13 protein-coding genes are annotated in these 20,158 nt (G+C 66.5%); 3 read left to right on the forward strand and 10 right to left on the reverse strand.

What is annotated here, in order from left to right:
• Positions 1 to 45: 45 nt before the first annotated feature.
• From IP91_RS26735 to IP91_RS21850, 3 genes are all read right to left on the reverse strand, one after another.
• Entirely contained in the window at positions 46 to 2,841 is a 2,796-nt protein-coding gene (locus IP91_RS26735) for an EAL domain-containing protein (RefSeq protein ID WP_307724433.1), read from the reverse strand.
• Between the two features lie 294 nt (positions 2,842 to 3,135).
• Positions 3,136 to 5,451, reverse strand: coding sequence for a YgiQ family radical SAM protein (locus tag IP91_RS21845; protein WP_145651957.1), 2,316 nt, complete (start codon positions 5,449 to 5,451; stop codon positions 3,136 to 3,138).
• 121 nt (positions 5,452 to 5,572) lie between these two features.
• On the reverse strand, positions 5,573 to 5,860 hold the full coding sequence (locus IP91_RS21850) for a DUF4404 family protein (protein WP_145651959.1): 288 nt from the start codon (positions 5,858 to 5,860) through the stop codon (positions 5,573 to 5,575).
• Between the two features lie 194 nt (positions 5,861 to 6,054).
• On the opposite strand from IP91_RS21850, the gene IP91_RS21855 reads away from it, so the two are divergent.
• The gene (locus tag IP91_RS21855) at positions 6,055 to 7,740 is read left to right on the forward strand and encodes an alkaline phosphatase D family protein (RefSeq protein WP_145651961.1); all 1,686 of its coding nucleotides are present in this window, start codon (positions 6,055 to 6,057) and stop codon (positions 7,738 to 7,740) included.
• Positions 7,741 to 8,049: 309 nt separating this feature from the next.
• Here IP91_RS21855 and IP91_RS21860 read toward each other — a convergent pair whose 3' ends face one another.
• Both IP91_RS21860 and IP91_RS21865 read right to left on the reverse strand, forming a co-directional pair.
• On the reverse strand, positions 8,050 to 10,146 hold the full coding sequence (locus IP91_RS21860; protein ID WP_145652236.1) for a M3 family metallopeptidase: 2,097 nt from the start codon (positions 10,144 to 10,146) through the stop codon (positions 8,050 to 8,052).
• 20 nt (positions 10,147 to 10,166) lie between these two features.
• Positions 10,167 to 12,314 carry a M3 family metallopeptidase gene (locus tag IP91_RS21865; protein WP_229474820.1) on the reverse strand — a complete coding sequence of 716 codons (2,148 nt, stop codon included), beginning with the start codon at positions 12,312 to 12,314 and terminating at the stop codon, positions 10,167 to 10,169.
• A 152-nt stretch (positions 12,315 to 12,466) separates the two neighbouring features.
• Here IP91_RS21865 and IP91_RS21870 point away from each other — a divergent pair, with 152 nt between their 5' ends.
• Positions 12,467 to 13,816: a GMC family oxidoreductase N-terminal domain-containing protein gene (locus IP91_RS21870; RefSeq protein WP_145651963.1), complete on the forward strand. Its 1,350-nt coding sequence runs from the start codon at positions 12,467 to 12,469 to the stop codon at positions 13,814 to 13,816.
• On the opposite strand, the gene IP91_RS21875 is transcribed toward IP91_RS21870, so the two are convergent.
• From IP91_RS21875 to IP91_RS21885, 3 genes are all read right to left on the reverse strand, one after another.
• Positions 13,791 to 14,255 (reverse strand): host attachment protein, encoded by a 465-nt coding sequence (locus IP91_RS21875; RefSeq protein ID WP_145651965.1) that lies wholly within the window; start codon positions 14,253 to 14,255, stop codon positions 13,791 to 13,793. The two genes, IP91_RS21870 and IP91_RS21875, sit on opposite strands and share 26 nt — an antisense overlap.
• 251 nt (positions 14,256 to 14,506) lie before the next feature.
• Positions 14,507 to 14,716 carry a SlyX family protein gene (locus IP91_RS21880; protein ID WP_145651967.1) on the reverse strand — a complete coding sequence of 70 codons (210 nt, stop codon included), beginning with the start codon at positions 14,714 to 14,716 and terminating at the stop codon, positions 14,507 to 14,509.
• A complete protein-coding gene (locus IP91_RS21885; RefSeq protein ID WP_145651969.1) occupies positions 14,713 to 16,785 on the reverse strand; it encodes a UvrD-helicase domain-containing protein in 2,073 nt (690 codons plus the stop codon). Before IP91_RS21885 ends, IP91_RS21880 begins: the two co-directional genes overlap by 4 nt.
• A gap of 124 nt (positions 16,786 to 16,909) precedes the next feature.
• Here IP91_RS21885 and IP91_RS21890 point away from each other — a divergent pair, with 124 nt between their 5' ends.
• A complete protein-coding gene (locus tag IP91_RS21890; RefSeq protein WP_145651971.1) occupies positions 16,910 to 17,392 on the forward strand; it encodes an SRPBCC family protein in 483 nt (160 codons plus the stop codon).
• A 22-nt stretch (positions 17,393 to 17,414) separates the two neighbouring features.
• Here the strand turns inward: IP91_RS21890 and IP91_RS21895 are convergent, their stop codons facing one another.
• On the reverse strand, positions 17,415 to 18,524 hold the full coding sequence (locus tag IP91_RS21895; RefSeq protein WP_145651973.1) for an HD-GYP domain-containing protein: 1,110 nt from the start codon (positions 18,522 to 18,524) through the stop codon (positions 17,415 to 17,417).
• A gap of 146 nt (positions 18,525 to 18,670) precedes the next feature.
• A complete protein-coding gene (locus IP91_RS21900) occupies positions 18,671 to 20,116 on the reverse strand; it encodes a dihydrolipoyl dehydrogenase (protein WP_145651975.1) in 1,446 nt (481 codons plus the stop codon).
• Positions 20,117 to 20,158 lie beyond the last annotated feature (42 nt).

A 20,158-nucleotide genomic window follows, 5' to 3' on the forward strand; every position in this document is an offset into this window, starting at 1 on the left:
CGGATGCGGCTCGGCCCGTGTCCTGGAGCCAGGCCCCAGGACACGTCAGCCGATCGCGAGCCGGTCGGCGAGGAACGCGTCGAACTCCTCGGCGGGAATCGGCTTGCCGAACAGGTAGCCCTGGCCGAAGTCGCAATTGGCGGCGGCCAGCAGGTCGCGCTGGCTGGCCGTTTCCACGCCTTCCGCGATCACGTGCAGGCCCAGCTTGTGAGCCATGACGATGATGGCCTCCGACAGCGCCATGTCGCTCGACTCCGGCGCCAGGTTGCTGACGAAGCTGCGGTCGATCTTCAGGTAGTCGATGTCGAACTTGTTCAGGTAGGACAGCGACGAGTAGCCCGTGCCGAAATCGTCCAGCGCCACCTGGATGCCGCCGTCGCGCAGCTGCAGCAGCTTGTCCGTGACCATCGTGCTGGCATCGAGCAGCAGGCCTTCCGTGATCTCCACGACGATCGCCTGGCCCGGCATGTCCATCTCGCGCAGCGTGCGCAGCCACACGTCGTAGCTGCCGCCTTCGCGCTGGAACTCCACCGGCGACTGGTTCAGGCTGACCTGGAACTCGGGGTGGATGTCGCGCCGCCAGCGCTGCACCCAGCGGACCGCTTCGTTGAACACCCACTGGCCGATGTCGACGATCAGGCCGGAGCTTTCCGCCAGCGGAATGAACTCCAGCGGGCTGACGAGGCCCCGCTGTGGATGCTGCCAGCGCAGCAGCGCCTCGGCCTTCACCACGCGGCCCGTCTTGAGGTGCACGATCGGCTGAAAGTACAGCTTGAGCTGGTCGCCCTTGACGGCGCTGCGCAGGTCGTTGGTGAGGCGCATGCGGTTCTGCGCGGCCACCTGCAGCGCCGGCGTGAAGTAGGAGAACCGGTTGCGGCCAGCGCCCTTCGCCACGTACATCGCCTGGTCGGCATGCTTGAGCAGGTCGCCCACGCTCACGGCATCGTCCGGATACAGCGTGATGCCGATGCTGGCCGAGACGAAGGCCTGTTCCTGGCCCAGCTGGAACGGCGCCAGCAGGCTGTCGATGATGTTCTGCGCGATGCCGTCGACGCAGCGCGTCTCGGTCAGTTCGGTGAGGATCACGGTGAACTCGTCGCCGCCCAGCCGCGCCACGGTATCGGACTCGCGCACGCAGGCGGCGATGCGCCGCGCCGCATCGACCAGCAGCACGTCGCCCTGCTGGTGGCCGAGCGTGTCGTTGACTTCCTTGAAGTGGTCCAGGTCGATGAACAGGATGGCGATGCGGCTGCCGTCGCGCCGGCTCTTGACGATGTCGTGCTGCAGCCGGTCGAGGAACATGCGGCGGTTCGGCAGCTGCGTGAGCGTGTCGAAGTTGGCCTGCTGCCAGATCAGCGCCTCGTTTTCCTTCTGGTCCGTCACGTCCTCGATCATGCACAGCTTCATGCGCGGCCCGCCACGGGGCGGCGCCAGCGGCACCACGGAAGCTTCCACCCACACCGTGCTGCCATCGGCGCGGATCAGCCGGATGGTGGTGCGGAATTCGCGCACTGCGCCCGACATCAGGCGCTGCATCTCGCTGCGCCACACGCCCACGTCGTCGGGATGCATGAAGTCGGGCCAGGTGTGCTGCGCGAACGCTTCGGCGGACCGGCCGGCGATCTCGCGGTAGCGCGGATTGACGTCGGTGAACGCGCCGCTGGCCGCATCGATCAGCGCGATGCCCATCGGCGAGGCTTCGAACATCGTACGGAAGCGCTCCTCGCCGGCGCGGATCGCATCGGCCGCACGGCGCCGCTCGCGCGCCAGCAGCAGCACGTGGACCACGGCGCCCACCAGCACCAGCAGCCCCACGCCGGCCAGGATGCGGTACAGCCATGGCAGGTCCATCGCGGCATCGGCGTTGTACAGGAAGCCGTCGAACGATGCGCCCGGCGCCAGCAGGCCCAGGGTCGTGTAGACGCTGGCGATGTGCTGCCAGCGCGCCGGGTTCATGTAGCCCATCTCCACCAGCACGGGCTGCACCAGCGGCACCATCTGGCGCGCCTCGTGCAGCAGGTGCTGGCGGTCGTGGCGGCGCGAGTACTTCGCCAGGATCAGGTCCGCCATCTCTTCCGGATGGCTCATCGCATACTGCCAGCCGCGCAGGCTGGCGGCGCGGAATTGCTTCACCCGCTCGGGATGGTCCTGCACTTCCTGCTCGCTGGTGAACAGGTTGTCGCCGTAAAAATCGATGCCGGCCGCGCGCGGGTTGTACAGGTCGTAGGCGAAGCCGGCACGGTCCAGGTAATCCGGTTCGTTGGTGGTGTAGACCAGCATCGCGTCGACGCGGCCGTGCACCAGGTCCATCGGATCGTAGCTGTGCTCCAGGCGCTGCAGCTGTTCCGGCACGATGCCTTCGCGGCGCAGGTAGGCCACCACCTCGTTCGGGCGCTTCAGGTCGTCGTCCAGGCGGCCCAGCATGATGCGCCCGCCGGCCAGCCGGCGCAGGTCCGGCTGCTCGCCGTAGCGGCGCATCGCGATCGCATACGGCGAATGCTGGAACACCACGCCCAGCACCACCACCGGCTTGCCCGCCATGCGCGACAGCAGCAGCGCACTGCTGCCAATGCCGAACTGCGCGCGGCCTTCGAGCACTTCGCGTTCCGGCACGTCGCGGCCGGCGCCTTCGAGGATCTGCACCTCCAGTCCCGCATCGCGGTAATAGCCCTTTTCAAGCGCGGCGTAATAGCCGGCGAACTGGAACTGGTGGGTATGGCGCAGCTGCAGCACCACGCGTTCGCCGGCATGGGCGGCGGATGCCAGGAAGAGGCCCAGCGCCAGCGGCAGCAGGGCAATCAGGCGACGGAAGGAAAGCAGCGCAACCGGGTCGAGGGGCACGTGTCGGGGAAGTTGATAAAAGGGCATACCAATTGTAACTCCGTTTCCGGCACGCACTTTACAGTTCCGGAGAGCTGTGGCTTTCATGCCGCATGAGTGGCCCGGATGCATTCGCCCAAATGAAAAGACAGGCATCGCTGCCTGTCTTTCGAAGTCGCCCCCCTGCCTGCGACCTGGCTTGCAGCCTTGTCTTCAACGTCGCGCACAGGCTGAAGACAAGGCTGCTTTACAGGCTGCTTTACAAGCTGATTTACAAGCTGATTTACAAGCTTGTTTACGGCCTTATTTACGGCCTTATTTGCGTCCTTTTGCAGCAGGACGCGCCGGCGCCGCCTTCGGCTTTACCTTGATCGTGTCGAGGATCGACGGGCGCGTCTTCGTCTCGAGCGTGGCGCGCGCCGTCACGGAACCGGTCAGCGCGTTCGGCCGGCCGGCGGCGCGGGCACCGCCAGGCTGGCCGCGGGCCGGGCCCTGCGGCGTGCGCTGCGCACCCGGTGCCAGCGTGGGCATGGCGCGCTTGCCTTCGGGCGCCGCCTTCAGGTTTTCCTCGCCCGGCGTCCACGACGGGATCAGGTGCTTCTCGCCGTTACCGATCAGGTCGGTGCGGCCCATTTCCTTCAGCTTCTCGCGCAGGATCGCCCAGTTCTGCGGGTCGTAGTAACGCAGGAAGGCCTTGTGGGCCTTGCGCACCTTGGCCGTGCGCGGCGTTTCCACCACTTCCGAGGTGTCGGTCACTTTTTTGAGCGGGTTCCTGCGGCTGTGGTACATCGTCGTGGCCATCGCCATGGGCGTGGGCATGAACGTCTGCACCTGGTCCAGGCGGAAGTTGTTCTTCTTCAGCCATAGCGCCAGGTTCAGCATGTCCTCGTCCGACGTGCCGGGGTGGGCGGCGATGAAGTACGGGATCAGGTACTGCTTCTTGCCCGCTTCGACGGAGAACTTCTCGAACATGGCCTTGAACTCGTCATAGGCGCCGATGCCCGGCTTCATCATCTTCGACAGCACATTGGTTTCCGTGTGCTCCGGCGCGATCTTCAGCAGGCCGCCCACGTGGTGCGTGACGAGTTCCTTCACGTACTCGGGCGAGCGCACGGCCAGGTCGTAGCGCAGGCCGGAACCGATCAGGATCTTCTTCACGCCGGGGATGGCGCGCGCCTTGCGGTACAGCTGGATGAGCTTGCTGTGGTCCGTGCCCAGGTTCACGCAGATCGACGGGTACACGCACGACAGGCGGCGGCACGATTCCTCGATGGTCTTTTCCTTGCAGGCCAGGCGGTACATATTCGCCGTGGGGCCGCCCAGATCCGAGATGGTGCCCGTAAAACCCTTGGTCTTGTCGCGGATATGCTCGATCTCGCGCAGGATCGACGGCTCCGAGCGGCTCTGGATGATGCGGCCTTCGTGTTCCGTGATCGAGCAGAACGTGCAGCCGCCGAAGCAGCCGCGCATGATGTTCACGGAGAAGCGGATCATTTCCCAGGCCGGGATGCGCGCGTTGCCGTAGGCCGGATGCGGCGCGCGGGCGTAATGCATGTCGTAGACGCCGTCCATCTCGTCCATCGCCAGCGGCAGCGGCGGCGGGTTGATCCACACGTCGCGGTCGCCATGCTGCTGCACCAGCGCGCGCGCGTTGCCGGGATTCGATTCGAGGTGGAACACGCGCGAGGCGTGCGCGTACATCACCGGGTCCGTGCTCACCGTTTCGAACGACGGCAGGCGCACCACGGTGCGGTTGTGCTTTTCCTTCGCCATCGCCAGGCGCTCTTCGCGGCTCATGATGCGGATGGGTTTCAGCACGGGCTCCGGCTGTGCGTTCTCGGTGGCGCAGGCAGCCTTGTCTTCCTGGGCCATCGCATACGGATCGGGATGCGCATCAACCTTGCCCGGCACATCGACGCGGGTGGAGTTATGCACGCCCCATTCTTCGGACGGCAGCCAGCCCTGCGGCACCAGGAAGGCCGTGCCGCGCAGGTCCTTGATGGACCGGATGTCCTCGCCGCGGTCCATGCGGTGCGTAAGGTCCACCAGCGCCCGTTCGGCATTGCCGAAGATGAGCAGGTCGGCCTTCGATTCCGTCAGCACGGACTTGCGCACCTTGTCGGACCAGTAGTCGTAGTGGGCGATGCGGCGCAGCGAAGCCTCGATGCTGCCGATGACGACCGGCGTGCCGGGGAACGCTTCGCGGGCACGGTGCGAATACACGCTCACCGCGCGGTCGGGACGCTTGTTCGGTTCGCCGTTGGCCGTGTACGCATCGTCCGAACGGATCTTGCGGTCGGACGTGTAGCGGTTGACCATCGAATCCATATTGCCGGCCGTGATGCCGAAATACAGGCGCGGCTTGCCCAGCACGCGGAACGCGTCCGCCGACTGCCAGTCCGGCTGGCTGATGATGCCGACCCGGAACCCCTGCGCTTCCAGCAGGCGGCCCACCAGCGCCATGCCGAAGCTGGGATGGTCGATGTAGGCGTCGCCCGTGACGAGGATGACGTCGCACTCGTCCCAGCCCAGCTGCGCCATTTCGGCGCGGGACATGGGCAGGAAGGGCGCGACAGGCGCGCGCGCGGACCGCTTGGGGACGGTCGCGAAGATGTTCACAGGAGCATTCATAACCGCGCATTGTACCAAAATCCCGCCGGCGCGGCGCGGCCCGTCACATTTTGCGGCGTAAAAAGCTTTTATAATTCAATAACTTGTGTTGCATCCCCGCGATGGCGGTGGGTCTTGTTCGTCAAATGCCCATATTGCCGAGGATACGGCCGAGCTCACGCAGCGTGGGCTCCAGCGACGGATGCCTGGCCGCGAACTGGGCCGAGATTTCCTGGGTGCGCTCCGCCAGGCCATAGGTGATGGTGCCTTCGTCGTCGCCCAGGGTGCTTTCGGCCGTGCGGCGTTCCAGCAGCTCGTGGATATCGCCATCGAGCTGGCGCAGCAGATCCTGCAGTTCCTCGTCCACCGGCGCGCCGCTGGCCAGTTGCAGGTGCAGTTCGCGCAGCGATTCCTTCAGGTTGTTGTCCATGCTTCCTCCTTGATGTCTTGATGGCCACTTATACACCGTTTCGCTCGTCGGCGACCACCCGCTTTCCCACTCAGCGGTAAAGGCGGCCGGGGCGGTCGATGGGCGATGTCACCGAGCTGTCGTCCGCCAGTCATGAGCTTGTCATTTCGGCATCCTAAGATGCGCCGTCCTTCACTTCCGACAACGATCCCACCATGACAGAATCGAATTCGCGCCGCAAGTTCCTCCGCAACTTCTCCGTCGGCACGGTTGCCGCCTCCACGCTGCCGCTGGCCGGCTGCGGCGGCAGCGACGACCCGCTCTACCAGGACATCAGCTACGCGCACGGCGTGGCCAGCGGCGACCCGCTGGCCGACCGCGTGATCCTGTGGACGCGCATCACCATCGCGGCCGGCGGCGACATCGACGTGGGCTGGAGCGTGGCCGAAGACAGCGCCTTCACGAAGGTCGTCGCCTCCGGCACGACCACGACGGGCGCGGCGCGCGACTACACGGTGAAGGTCGATGCAACGGGGCTGTCAGCCAACAAGGTGTACTACTACCGCTTCCGCTGCCAGGGCAAGGAATCGCCCGTGGGTCGCACCAAGACGCTGCCGACCGGCACCGTCACGCAGGCCAAGTTCGCCGTGTTCAGCTGCTCGAACTACCCGACCGGCTACTTCAACGTGTACGCCGAAGCGGCCAAGCTGGAAGACATGGACGCCGCGCTGCACCTGGGCGACTACATCTACGAATACGCCGCCAGCGGCTATGCGTCGGCCGATGCCGCCGCGATGGGCCGCGCTTCGCAGCCGGCCAACGAGATCATCACGCTGTCCGACTACCGCCGCCGCTACCAGCAGTACCGCAGCGACATCGACCTGCAGGCCGTGCATGCGCGCATGCCGTTCATCGCCGTGTGGGACGACCATGAACTGGCCAACGACACCTGGCGCGAAGGCGCGGAAAACCACGACCCGGCCACCGAAGGGCTGTTCCTGGCACGCCGCCAGATGGCCGTCCAGGCGTACAACGAATGGATGCCGATCCGCCTGCCGGATGCGGCGAAGCCGGACCGCATCTACCGCTCCTTCGACTACGGCAACCTGCTGTCGCTGCACATGCTGGACACGCGCGTGATCGGCCGCGACAAGCAGTTCGCCTATGCGAACTACCTGAACAGCGACCGCACGCTGAACACGGCGAAGTTCACGGCCGACATGGCGGCGCCGACGCGCCAGCTGATGGGCGCCGAACAGGTGACGTGGCTGCAGGGCCAGATGAGCAAATCGACGGCCACCTGGCAGATCCTCGGCCAGCAGGTGCTGATGGCGCGCATGAACCTGCCGGCGCCGATGGTGCTGGGCACGGCGGGCTATCCGGCCTACTTCGCCATCGCCGAGAAGGTCCGCACCGGCCAGGCGCTGACGGCCGCCGAACAGACGCTGCTCGACGCACCGAAGATCCCGTACAACCTGGACGCGTGGGACGGCTACCAGGCCGCCCGCGAGACGGTGCTGACGATGGCCAAGACGCTGAACAAGAACATGATCTCGCTGGCCGGCGACACGCACAACGCGTGGGCCAGCGACCTGGCGGACGTGAACGGCCAGGCCGTCGGCGTGGAATTCGGCGTGCCGTCCGTGACGTCGCCCGGCTTCGACAGCTACTTCCCGACCGCCAACCCGGTCACCGTCGCCAGCAGCCTGGAACAGCTGATCGGCCCGCTGCAATACGCGGAAACCTTCAACCGCGGCTTCGTCGTGCTGGTCGTCACCCCGACCGAAACGCGCGCCGAGTACCGCTACGTCAACACGATCAAGTCGAAGACCTACACGGCCACCACCGGCAAGATCGTGCGCACGCTGCCGGGCGCCGCCAACCGCAAGCTGGTGGTGTAAGCCTTACGGTCGAGTTCGTGTCATGGGGGTGACGCAGGGGTTTCGCGGAGCCTGCTCCGCGCCTGCGGAACGGCATAGCCTTGCAAGGCTATGCTCCTTCCAGGCACCAGGACATAGCTGAGCTCGTGTCACACCTTGGGGTCAGGCGTAGTGACACGAGCTCATCCGTAAGATCATTTCGGCATGATGCAAGGGGCTGGGAGCCGCCCCATTTGCCTTACTGTCGAGTGCGTGTCACTACGCCTGACCCCATGGTGTGACACGGACTCAGCCGTAGTCAGCTGGTTATTCGGCTGGTTATTCAGCTGGTTATTCGGCCAGCCCGCGCCGTTCGAGGAGGGGTTCGACCCTGGCGTCGCGGCCGCGGAAGTCGCGGAACAGCTGCATGGCGTCGACGGTGCCGCCGCGCGACAGGAGCTTGCTGCGGAACCAGTCGCCGTTCTGGCGCGTCGGTCCGCCGTGTTCCTTGAACCATTCGACCGTGTCGGCGTCGAGCTTCTCGGCCCACAGGTAGCCGTAGTAGCCGGACGAATAGCCGCCCGAGAACACGTGCGAGAAGTACGTGGTGCGGTAGCGCGGCGGGACGGGGGCGAAGTCGATGCCGGCGTCCTTCAGCGCCTGCGCCTCGAAGGCCAGCACGTCGGTCGGGATCTGCGCGGCGCCCAGCTGGTGCCACTTCTGGTCGAGGATCGCCGCAGCCAGGTACTCGGTGGTGCGGTAGCCTTCGCCGAAACGCTGCGAGGCGATCACCTTGTCCAGCAGCTCCTTCGGCATCGGCGCGCCGGTCTGGTAGTGCTTCGCATAGTTGTTCAGCACTTCCGGCCAGGCCAGCCACATCTCGTTGACCTGCGACGGGAACTCGACGAAGTCGCGCGGCACCTTGGTGCCGGCAAAGCGCGGATACGTCACGTTCGAGAACATGCCGTGCAGCGCGTGGCCGAATTCGTGGAACGTGGTGCGCAGTTCGTCATACGTCAGCAGCGTCGGTGCGCCGGCGGCCGGCTTCGGGATGTTCAGGTGGTTGGCCACGACCGGGTGCGTGCCCAGCAGCTTCGACTGGTTCACGTACGCGTTCATCCACGCGCCGCCGCGCTTCGTGCTGCGCGCATAGAAGTCGCCGATGAAGATGGCGAGCTGTTTGCCATCCGCATCGAACACGTCCCACACGCGCACGTCCGGATCGTAGACCGGCAGGTCCTTGCGCTCCTTGAACGTCAGCCCATACACCTTGTTCGCGGCGAAGAACACGCCGTGTTCCAGCACGCTGTTCAGCTCGAAATACGGCTTGAGCTGGTTCTGGTCGAACGCGTAGCGCGCCTTGCGCACCTGGTCCGAGTAGTACGGCCAGTCCTGTGCGGCCAGCTGGAAACCGCCCTTGTCGGCATCGATCGCCTTCTGGATATCGGCCGCTTCCAGCCGCGCATTGCGCACGGCCGGCCGCGCGAAGTCGGCCAGCAGGCCATTCACCGCACCGGTGTCGTGCGCCGTCTGGTCTTCCAGCATGTAGGCGGCGTGGTTCGGGTAGCCCAGCAGCGCAGCCCGTTCGGCACGCAGCTTCGCCAGCTGCAGCACATTGTCGCGGTTATCGAAATCGCCGCCATGGCTGCCGCGTGCCATCGATGCGGCCAGCAGGCGCTCGCGGGTGGCGCGGTTCTTCAGCACGGACAGTGGCTGCTGCATCGTCGTGTTGACGATGGCGATGGCGTACTTGCCCTCCTGTCCCCGCGCTTTGGCCTCGGCGGCAGCGACGGCGACTGCCGCATCGCTCATGCCATCGAGCTCCTCGCGCGTGTCGACGATCAGCGCCGACGCATTGGCCTCCTTCAGCACGTTCTGCGCGAAGGCCGTCTGCAGCGCGGCGATCTGCGCGTTGTAGGCCTTGAGCTTGTCCTTGTCCGCTGCCGACAGCTGCGCACCGGCGCGCACGTAATCCTTGTGATAGCGCTCCAGCAGGTACTTCGACTCGCTATCCAGGCGCAGCTTGTCGCGCTTGTCGTACAGTGTCTTGATGCGCTGGTACAGCTTCGCGTTCAGCCGCATCGCATCGCTGTGCGCGGACAGCTTCGGCGCCAGCTCGCGGTCCAGCTTCTGGATCGCCTCGCTCGTGTTTGCACCGGACAGGTTGAAGAACACGGCCGACACGCGGTTCAGCAGCCGGCCGCTCCTCTCCAGCGCGACGATGGTGTTGTCGAACGTGGGCGCGGCACGGCTGTCGGCGATCCTGGCCACTTCGGCCGCCTGCTGGCGGATGCCTTCGTCGAACGCGGGACCGTAGTCGGCATCGTGGATCTTGTCGAACGCCGGATACTCGAACGGCAGCGGGCTCGGGGCCGCGAACGGATTCCCGGCCGGCAGCGCGGCCGAGGCTGCGCCGGACAATGCCAGGCTTGCGGCCAGCACCAGCATCTTCGGTTGCTTCAGCATGCTCATTGCTTGTTCTTCTCCGGTGCCAGGCCGCGGCGTTCCAGCAGCGGTTCGATGACGGCATCGCGGCCGCGGAAATTGCGGAACAGCTCCATCGCATCGGCCGTGCCGCCGCGCGACAGCAGCGTCTTGCGGAACCAGTCGCCGTTCTTGCGCAGCAGGCCGCCGTTTTCCTTGAACCACACGACGCTGTCGGCATCGAGCTTCTCGGCCCACAGGTAGGCGTAGTAGCCGGCCGAATAGCCGCCGGCGAACGCGTGCGAGAAGTAGGTGGTGCGGTAGCGCGGCGGCACCAGCGGCTCGTCGACACCCGCGTCCTTCAGCGCGGCTGCCTCGAACGCCAGCACGTCCTGCGGGATCTGGGCGGGTGTGAGCTGGTGCCATTTCTGGTCCAGCAGCGCCGCCGACAGGTAGGCCGTGGTGACGTAGCCCTTGTTGAACTTGCTCGACGCCGTGACTTTCTGCAGCAGCGCGGCCGGCATCGGCGCGCCCGTCTGGTAGTGCTTCGCGTAGTTCGCCAGCACTTCCGGCCACACGGCCCACATTTCGTTGACCTGCGACGGATACTCGACGAAATCGCGCGGCACGCTGGTGCCGGAGAAGCGCGGGTACTTCACGTTCGAGAACATGCCGTGCAGCGCGTGGCCGAATTCGTGGAAGGCGGTGGTGACTTCGTCGAACGTCAGCAGCGTGGGCTGGCCGGCCGGCGGTTTCGGGATATTCAGGTGGTTCGCCACGACGGATTTGGTGCCCAGCAGCGACGACTGCGACACGTATTCGTTCATCCAAGCGCCGCCCTGCTTGTTCCCGCGCGCGTACATATCGGCCAGGAAGATGGCCAGCGGCTTGCCGTCCGCATCGAACACGTCGAACACGCGCACGTCCGACTGGTAGACCGGCAGGTCCTTGCGCTCCTTGAACGTGATGCCGTACAGCTTGGTGGCGGCAAAGAACACGCCGTTGACCAGCACGTTATCGAGTTCGAAATAGGGTTTCAGCTGCTTCTCGTCGAACGCGAAGCGCTGGGCGCGCAGCTTGTCGGTGTAAAAATCCCAGTCGGCGGCGGTGATCGGCGCGCCGGCCAGTTTCGCCAGGTCGGCCCCTTCGCGGCGCGCGTTGTCGACGGCCGGCTTGGCCAGCTCGCCCAGCAGCCGGTTGACGTTGGCGGGATCCTTGGCCGTCTGGTCGGCCAGCGAGTAGGCGGCGAAGTTCGCGTAGCCGAGCAGCTGCGCCTGTTCGGCGCGCAGGCGGGCCAGGTTCTGCACCACTGCGCGGTTGTCGAATTCGCCGCCGCGGCTGCCCCGCGCCAGCGATGCCGCCAGCAGGCGGGCACGCACCTGCGGGTTTTCCAGTTCCGCCAGCGCTGCCTGGGTGGTGGTGTTCTGCAGCGCGATCACGTACTTGCCCTCCAGGCCGCGCTCCTTCGCTGCGGTGGTGGCGGCGTCGATGGCCGCCGGCGACAGGCCGGCCAGTTCGTCGCGCGTATCGACGACGAAGGCCTGCGCATTGGTTTCCTTCAGCACGTTCTGCGCAAAGGTCGTCTGCAGCGTGGCGATCTGGCCGTTGATGGCCTTCAGCTTGTCCTGGTCCGCCTTCGACAGCTTCGCGCCGGCCAGCACGAAGTCCTGGTAGTAGCGCTCCAGCAGGTATTTCGATTCGGCGTCCAGGCCCAGTTTGGCGCGCTGGTTGTACAGCGTTTCCACGCGCTTGAACAGCTTCGCGTTCAGGTGGATCGCATCGTGCTGGGCCGCCAGCTTCGGCGACATCTCGCGGTCGATCGCGTCCAGCGTGTCATTCGTGTTTGCGCCATGCAGGTTCTCGAACGTGGCCGAGACGCGGTGCAGCAGCCGCCCGCTCTTCTCCATGGCCACGATGGTGTTCTCGAACGTGGCCGGCGCCCTGCTGCCGGCGATGCGGTCGATGTCCTTCAGCTCCTCGGCCATGCCGGCGGCAAAGGCAGGCAGGAAGTGCTCGTCGCGGATCTGGTCGAAGCGGGGATACTGCAGCGGCAGCGTGCTTGCCTGCAGCAGCGGGTTGGCACTGGTGGCCTCCTGCGTGGCGGCGGCGGGGGGCTGGGGAGCGGCGTAGGACAGCTGGGTGAGTGCCAGGCCAAGGCTGGCGGCGATTGCAAGCATGCGTGGGTGGGTCATGTCGTCTTTCGGTCAAACGGGCCAGGGCGCGAGATCGTCACGCCCTCGTTACGGAAAAACGCCTGCTCCGGGGCAGGCGCGAACGCGTCAATATAGCAGGGCTGGCGCGGCGACGGCAGGCGGGTGCTAGCATGGCGGTTTCAGGAACGTGCATGCCCTCCCCCTTCAGCCCTTCTTACGACGTGATCGTGACCGGCAGCGGTCCCGGTGGCGCCAGCGTGGCCCGCACGCTGGCCGCGGCCGGTGCGCGCGTGCTCGTCCTGGAACGGGGCAGCGCGGCACCGGTGTCCGGCACCTTGGGGCAGATGGCGTCGATGGCGGCAGTGCCGGGCCGCGGCGCCTTCCTGCACCGCGATGCATCGCTGCTGGTGCGCGGCCTCACGGCAGGCGGCAGCTCGACCATCAATTTTGCGACGGCCGCCTCGCCGCCCGCCGCCGTCTTTGCCGCGCTGGGCATCGACCTGGCCGACGACGAGCGGGCACTGCGTGCCGAGCTGCCGCTGGGACCATTGCCGGACGATCTGGTGGGCCCGATGGCGCGCCGCCTGATGGAGGCGGCGCAGTCGCTGGGCCTGGGCTGGCACAAGCTGGACAAGATGATCCGCCCGGCGCAATGCCGCACCGGCTGCTGGCGCTGCGTGTATGGCTGCCCGTTCGGCGCCAAGTGGACGGCGCGCGATTTTCTCGACGAGGCCTGCCGCCACGGCGCGCAGCTGGTAGCCGATGCGCGCGTCGAGCGGGTGCTGGTGGAAGGCGGCCGGGCGGTGGGCGTGGCCGTGCTGCACGGTGGCTCGCTGCACACGGTACGCGCGGGAACGGTGGTGCTGGCCGCGGGCGGCATCGGCAGTCCGCGCCTGCTGCACCGTTCCGGCCTGGCGCTGGCGGCGGTACCGTTCTTCAGCGATCCCGTGATTGCCGTGATGGGCAGCGTGGATGGCAGGGTGGGCAACATCCAAGGCGGCGGTGCCGAGGTGCCGATGGCGGCGGGCATGGCGCTGCCGGAAGAAGGCATCTCGTTTGCCGACCTGACCTTGCCGCGCCCGATGTACCAGGCGTTCGCGGCGCAGGTGGGCCGCTTCGACCGGCTGGCGGCGCATGCGCGTACGCTGTCCGTCATGGTCAAGATCGGCGACGAGAAGGGTGGTGGCGTGGGGCCGCGCTGGGTCGACAAGAAGCTGTCGCGCACGGACCGGATGCGGTTGAAACAGGGGGTGAACGTGGCGCGCGGCATCCTGCAGGAAGCGGGTGCCGCACACATCTTCGGCAGCTGGCATTTCGCTGCCCACCCGGGCGGCACGGCGCCGATCGGCACGAGCGTGGATGCCAACTTGCAGACGACCACGCCGGGCCTGTACGTGTGCGATGCCGCCGTGCTGCCCGCGCCGTGGGGCCTGCCGCCGACCCTGACGCTGCTGTGCCTGGGCCGGCGCCTGGGCCGGCACCTGGCCACCGGCGGCGGTGCGCTCGGCGCGGCAGTTACGTCAGCTGCTGGTGCTGCTTGACCTGCGCCTGCAGGTCCTGTGGCGACAGGTTCGTGTAGTCCTTGTTCAGCTCCAGGACGATGGCGCCGCTGACGCTCTTGTCCAGCAGCTTGCGCAGCGTGCCCAGGAACTCCGGACCGGCCGCCAGCACCAGCTTCTTGTAGCTCTCCTTGGTGTAGCCCTGCTGCAGGTAGTCGGCCACGCTGCGCGCGAACAGTTCCGCCTGGTGCTCGAGCGGCGTCTGGTTCGGCTCATAGCCGTTGGGCTGCGTCAGCGCGCCCGTGTTCGAGCGGGCCGAACCGCCGATATGGCCCAGCTGGTCGGTGTCGATATCCGACACGCGGCCGCGCTGCGACGGGTTGACGAGGTCTTCCACTTCCAGCAGCGCACTGTTGGCTTCCTTCTGCGCAAAAATCCGGGCGCGGCCGTTGTTGGCCGTAACGATCCAAGTCGCTTGCATAGTTCCTCCGCTAAAAAATAGTGCCAGGCCACAGCATGCATCAACGTGCCGTGCGCCGGCCGCTCGTTTCGGCGAGGAAATGAAAGGAACAAACCACGGCCGAGTCCGTGTCCACCGTGGGGTCAACCCCGTTTTCGGACACGAACTCGTCTGTATCAACGATGTCCAGGCAACCAAACGGTAAATAGGCTGAGATTAAGGATGAGCTCGTGTCCGATTTTGGGGTTGACCCCAAGGTGGACACGGGCTGATCAGTAGTGCGGTGGCCGCTCGTTCAGCGGCGACTGGTCGGACGAGCGGTTGCGCATGTGCTCGGCGAGGGCGGCCAGCATGCCTTCCAGCTTGTCGATCTGCTTCTGCTGCTCGTAGATGCGCGCGTTAAGGGATTCGACCAGGTCTTCCTGGTGGGCCAGCTTGATTTCGATGTCGATGAAGCGGTCTTCGGTCTGTTCTGCGGTCACGTGATGTCCTTCGGTCTGGGGGTGGCCAGCAATTCCTTCATGCGGGCCAGGCGTTCGCGGGGGGAGATGATCTCCGATTCCTTCGGCGGCGCGTCGCCCACTTCCAGCTGCATCTCGGCGATGAAGCGCGACACGTCGCAGTGCACCTGCTCGCCGCCGCGCTTTCTCTTCTTGCACCAGGTGAGCTGCAAGGTGCGCTTGGCGCGCGTGATCCCCACGTACATCAGGCGGCGTTCTTCCTCGATGCGCTGGGCCAGCGTTTCGACGGGCGCATCCGGATCGCCCTTGTGCGGCAGGATGCCCTCCTCCACGCCGACCAGGAACACGTGCGGATATTCCAGCCCCTTCGACGCGTGCAGCGTGGACATGCGGATCGCGTCCGGATCCTCGTCCTTCCCTTCCAGCATCGACATCAGCGCCACCATCTGCGTCAGCTCCAGCACGTTCTTCTCTTCGCCATCGCGGTCCTTGCCGCCGCGGCCGCGGTCCTTCAGCCAGCTCATGAAGTCCAGCACGTTCTGGTACTTGCCCTGCGCGGCGCGCTCCTCGAACGCGTCGTACAGGTAGTGCTCGTAGCTGATGGCTTCCATCATGTCGTCCAGCACCTGCGCCGCGTTGTCGCCGCTGCCGGCCGCGCCGGGACGGCTGGCGCGCGATTCCAGGTCGTTGATGAAGTTGCAGAAGTCGCGCAGCGGCAGCAGCTGGCGGTCGGTCAGCTTGGCCTCGATGCCGCCCTTGAAGACGGCTTCGAACAATGAACACTGCCACTGGCCGGAGAATGCGCCCAGCACTTCCAGGGTCGACTGGCCGATGCCGCGGCGCGGCGTGGTCACGGCGCGGATGAAGGCCGGGTCGTCGTCCTGGTTGGCCAGCAGGCGCAGGTAGGCGATGATGTCCTTGATCTCGGCCTTGTCGAAGAAGCTCTGGCCGCCGGAGATCGTGTACGGGATGCGCTGGTTGCGCAGCGACTGCTCGATGATGCGGGCCTGGTGGTTGCCACGGTACAGGATCGCATAATCCGACCATTTGTTGCGGCGCTCGAAGTGGTCGGCGGAGATCATGATCGCCACCTGGTCCGCCTCCTGCTCCTCGTTCGGCATCGCATGCACCTTGATCGGCTCGCCCAGGCCGTGTTCCGACCACAGCGACTTCTCGAACAGCTTCGGGTTGTTGCCGATGACGGCGTTGGCAGCCTGCAGGATGCGCGTGGTGGAGCGGTAGTTCTGCTCCAGCTTGATCAGCTTCAGGTCGGGGAAGTCCACCTGCAGGTTGGCCAGGTTTTCCACCGATGCGCCGCGCCAGGCATAGATCGCCTGGTCGTCGTCGCCCACCGCCGTGAACATGGGCTTCTTGCCGACGCCCGTTACCAGCAGTTTCAGCAGCTCGTACTGGCAGGTATTGGTGTCCTGGTATTCGTCGACCAGCAGGTAGCGCAGGCGGCGCTGCCACTTGTCGCGCACCGGGTCGTTGTCGCGGAACAGTTCCACCGGCAGTCGGATCAGGTCGTCGAAATCCACCGCCTGGTAGGCCGACAGGGTCGACACGTAGCTGGCGTAGATGCGCGCCGACTGGGCCTCGTCCTCATCCTTGGCGTTCCGGAGCGCCAGCTCCGGGATGATCAGGCCGTTCTTCCACAGCGAGATATCGTTCTGGATGCGGCGGATCAGCTGTTTGTCGGTGGTGATCGCCAGGTCCTGGACCAGCGAATAGCAGTCGTCGCTGTCCATGATGGAGAAGCGGTCCTTCAGGCCCAGGTGGTTGGCTTCCTGGCGCAGGATTTTCACCCCGAGCGAGTGGAAGGTGGACACCGTCAGCTGCTTGGCCTGCTTGGGCTGCTTGAGCAGCTTGGCGACCCGTTCCTGCATCTCCAGCGCGGCCTTGTTGGTGAAGGTGAGCGCGGCGATCGTGCGCGGATCGTAGCCGCGGTCCTCGATCATGTAGGTGATCTTCTGCGTGATGACGCGCGTCTTGCCCGAACCGGCGCCCGCCAGCACGAGGGCCGGGCCGTCGAGATAGAGCACGGCTTCGCTCTGCGGCCCGTTCAGGCCGAATTGTGGTGCATTGGACATGGTTTCGGGCAGGATGGTGGAACTCAGCCGGCCATTGTACCGCCTCGACATTGATATTTCGGGGGCCGTCGGAATATAGTGAAGTTCGAGCATTGACTGCAGCATCACTTACCGTACGGACGCCATGAAATTCGAACACCTCATTGAAATCAACGACCCGATGAACCCGCTGATCGACACGCTCACGCACGACCAGCTGTGGCGCGGCCTCGTGCTGCGCGCCGAATCGCCGAAGCTGTTCGTGCCGCACCTGGACGAGGTGCGGATCGGCGAGCGCACCGACACGGGCTTCACGCGCACGCAGCGCTACGGCCAGCTCGTCATCGAGGACAAGGTGGTGCTGGAATACCCGGACCGCATCCGCTACGAGGTGGCGGCGCAGGGCGAGATCAGCCAGTCGAGCCTGACGATGACGATCGAGTCGCACGGCCAGGAGCGCCTGTTCGTGCGCTTCGAGTACGAGGACGGGCACGATGCCCGCGAGGATGCGGAAAACGCCCTGTACGACGAGTTCCGCCGCTCGGCCTACCAGGAATCGGACATCGACACGATCCGCGTGCTGCGCGACCTGGCCGAACAGGGCCGGCTGGACGCCACGCTGAACTGACCGGGACGCAACTGGCCCGGACTCACGGCAGCGCCGAACGCCCCCATACCTGGTCCATGCGAATGCGCGCATCCACGTCTTCCGCACTGAGCACGTCGCGGATGGCGGACAGGTCGCCGCGTGTGTCGCGCTGCAGGAACACATCGAGCGGCGCGCCGCGCGGACCGATGAACGACTGCACGTACGGCGTCGTGGAATGGAGTCCGCGGCGGCATACGACGCCGACTTCGCCGTTCAGCAGCCGCACATAGGTGCCCACCGGGTAGATGCCCAGCTCGCGGATCAGCACGGCGCCCAGCTGGGCGTCGAGGCCGTGGCGTGCTTCCAGCAGGATGTCGCGCAGCGCCGCGTTGGGCAGCATCGGTTTGCGGAACGCGCGCACCGAAATGCGCGCGCAGTAGCGGTCGGCCAGCGCCACCAGCTTGGCCGCGCAGGCGATCGCCGCGCCGGCCAGGCCGCGCGGATAGCCGCTGCCATCCTCGTTCTCGTGGTGGGACAGCACGCAGTCGAGCCAGGCGGGCTCCGTGATGCCGGCCTGGCGCAGCAGCTGCACGCCCCGCTCCGGGTGGGCGCGCACCAGCGCCTTTTCCGCGTCGGACAGCGGGCCCCGCTCGTCCTGCATGCCCAGCATCCCCACGTTCATCGTCAGCGCGCCCAGCGTCATGGCCAGGATTTCATCTGCCGGGCGCTTCACGGCGCGGGCCACGATCTGCGCCACCACGGCCGTATCCACACAATGGCGCACGGCATAGGGCGCCGCCTGCTGGTTGTGCAGGATGCAGGCGGCCGCCACTTCCGGGTTGATCTCCACGGCCTGGCCCACCAGCCGCGCCACCTGTTCCAGTTCGGCCTGCACGCCGACGCCGCCGGCATCGATGCGGTGCAGCAGCGGCTGCAGCTCCGCCACGGCCTGGTTCAGCAGGCGGAGCACGGAAGGCGGCTCCTGCACGGGCGCCGCCGCGGCCGCGCCCAGCGGCGGCGCATCGATGAAGCCCCGTGCCACCAGATTGTCGACGTGGGTGTCCGAGGCGGGGCAGTAGCCCTTGCGCACCAGCAGCGCGCCGGTTGCGCCGAACACATCCCAGGGCAGCGCTTCGCCGGCCCGGATGTCGCCATAGGTGAGTTGCCGCATGGTGGTCTCCTGCCGGAGCTATTGCCGGCGAGTGTGAACTTGAATCTGGATGCGCACGGAGGCGCCACCTTGCTTTATAACAAGCTTCTCGGCCCGGCCAGTAACTTTTTGTATCCGGCCGGTGAAACGCCTCGTTGCTGTTGTTTTTAAGTTCCTGGCGTGCAATCCGGGCAGGGCTGCGGCTGTTCCGGCGGCGGATGCTTCAGCGCTTCGGCCAGGTCGCGCAGCGCGGTGCGCACGCCTTCTTCCACTACCGGATGGTAGAACGGCATGTCCAGCATGGCCGACACCGTCAGCCCCGCCTGCACGGCCCAGGCGAGCAGATGGCCGATATGTTCGGCGCGCGGGCCGATCATCTCGGCGCCCAGGAATCTGCCGCTGCCATACTCGCCGTAGACACGCAGCATGCCGTGATTCTGCAGCATCACGCGGCTGCGGCCCTGGTTCTCGAACGACACGGCGCCGACGGCGAAGCGGCCGCCGTGGCTGTGGCACAGTGCGCGCCAGCCGGCGCCCAGCGTGGCGATCTGCGGCTCGGTGAAGGCGATGATCAGCGGGGTGCGGCGCAGGCCCGGCTGCACGTCCGGATACAGCGCCGCATTGTGGCCGGCGATCCTGCCTTGGTCGGCAGCTTCCGGCAGCAGCGGCAGTTCGTCGTTGGCGTCGCCGGCAATGAAGATCGGGCTGGTCCCGCACTGCATCGTGGTGTGGTCGTACAGGGGCAGGCCACGGCGGTCGCGCTCGATGCCGGCCAGGTGCAGCGCCAGCGCTTGCACGTTCGGCGCGCGGCCGATCGCCGCCAGCACGTAGTCGTAGCGTTCCTGGCGCTCGTTGCCGGCCGCATCGCGCGTGGTCAGCGCCAGTTCCAGCCCGTCCGCCCGTACCGACACCACCTGGGTCTGGAAGCGGATGTCGAGTTCCGCGCGCAGCGTTTGCGCGGCATTGGCCAGCACGTCCGGATCGGCCAGCTGCGCGATGCTGTCGCCGCGCGCATACAGGGCCACGCGCACGCCCAGCCGGTGCAGCGCCTGGCCCAGCTCCAGGCCGATGACGCCCGTGCCGATCACGGCCACCGAGCGCGGCAGCTCGTTCCAGTCGAAGACGGCGTCGCTGCTGATCACGCGCGGCCCGGCCAGCGCCCATTCTTCCGGGATCACGGGTGCGGAACCCGTGGCGATGACGATGCGCTCGGCCTGCACCTCGGTGTGATCGTCCACCTGCAGCCGGTCCGGTGCCGTGAAGCGCGCCCAGCCGCGGATGCGGTCTTCCGCCGGCAGCTGTTCGATATTGTCGACGACGAAGCCCACGAAGCGGTCGCGCTCGCGCTTCACCCGCTCCATCACGGCCGCGCCATCGATCCGCACGTCGCCGGGATGCACGCCGAACGCCGGTGCCACCTGCAGCGCATGCGCCGCCTCGGCCGCCGCGATCAGCAGCTTGCTGGGCATGCAGCCCACCCGCGCACAGGTGGTGCCGTATGGCCCGCCTTCGATCATCACGGCATGCTTGCCCGCGGCCCGCGCCGCCCGGTAGGCGGACAGGCCGGCCGTGCCGGCGCCGATCACGGCCACATCGCATCGAATCTGCTTCATCGGTCCTCCAGGATCTGTTGCGGCATCGTACATCAGCGATTC

The sequence above is a fragment of the Pseudoduganella lurida genome, assembly GCF_007830455.1.
GTDB lineage: Bacteria > Pseudomonadota > Gammaproteobacteria > Burkholderiales > Burkholderiaceae_D > Rugamonas > Rugamonas lurida.